1 protein-coding gene is annotated in these 475 nt (G+C 36.0%); it reads left to right on the top strand.

Annotated elements, in window-relative coordinates:
• Positions 1-475: FkbM family methyltransferase (locus tag A4R26_RS13680; protein ID WP_133054662.1), on the top strand; the 475-nt coding region annotated here is incomplete at both ends.

Genomic DNA, 475 nt, shown 5'->3' with positions numbered 1-475 from the left:
GAGAAAAGCCTGATTGCATACGTAGTTCCAGATAAAGTTAGAGCTTTTGCCGTTAACCAGATTCTCAATGCCAATAAAGGCGATCTTGAATTTGGTGCAGCCTTGTATGAGATGGACAATGGTGTGAGCATGTATTCATACAACAGGTCTGAGGTTAAAATGCTTTACACGGAAGTTTTTGAGCTAAAAACCTACTATAAACATGGTATTGTAGTTCCAAAAGATGCGTGTATAATTGATGTAGGGGCGAATGTCGGTGCATTTTCAATTTTTTCATTACTCACGTTTGAAAACCCAAAAATATATTCCTTTGAACCGTTAGCTCCAATATACAACCTGCTTGAAAAAAACATACGCCTGTATAATGGAAATGTCGAAATTTTTAACGTTGGAATTTCAGATAAGGAAGAAGAAGCAATTTTTGATTATTACCCATTTGCTACCGTATTGTCAGGAAGACATTCTGAAAATTATG

This window comes from Niastella populi, from assembly GCF_002078015.1.
GTDB lineage: Bacteria > Bacteroidota > Bacteroidia > Chitinophagales > Chitinophagaceae > Niastella > Niastella populi.
Note: the sequence above shows the minus strand (reverse complement) of the source record. Positions and strands in the feature narration are given on the sequence as shown.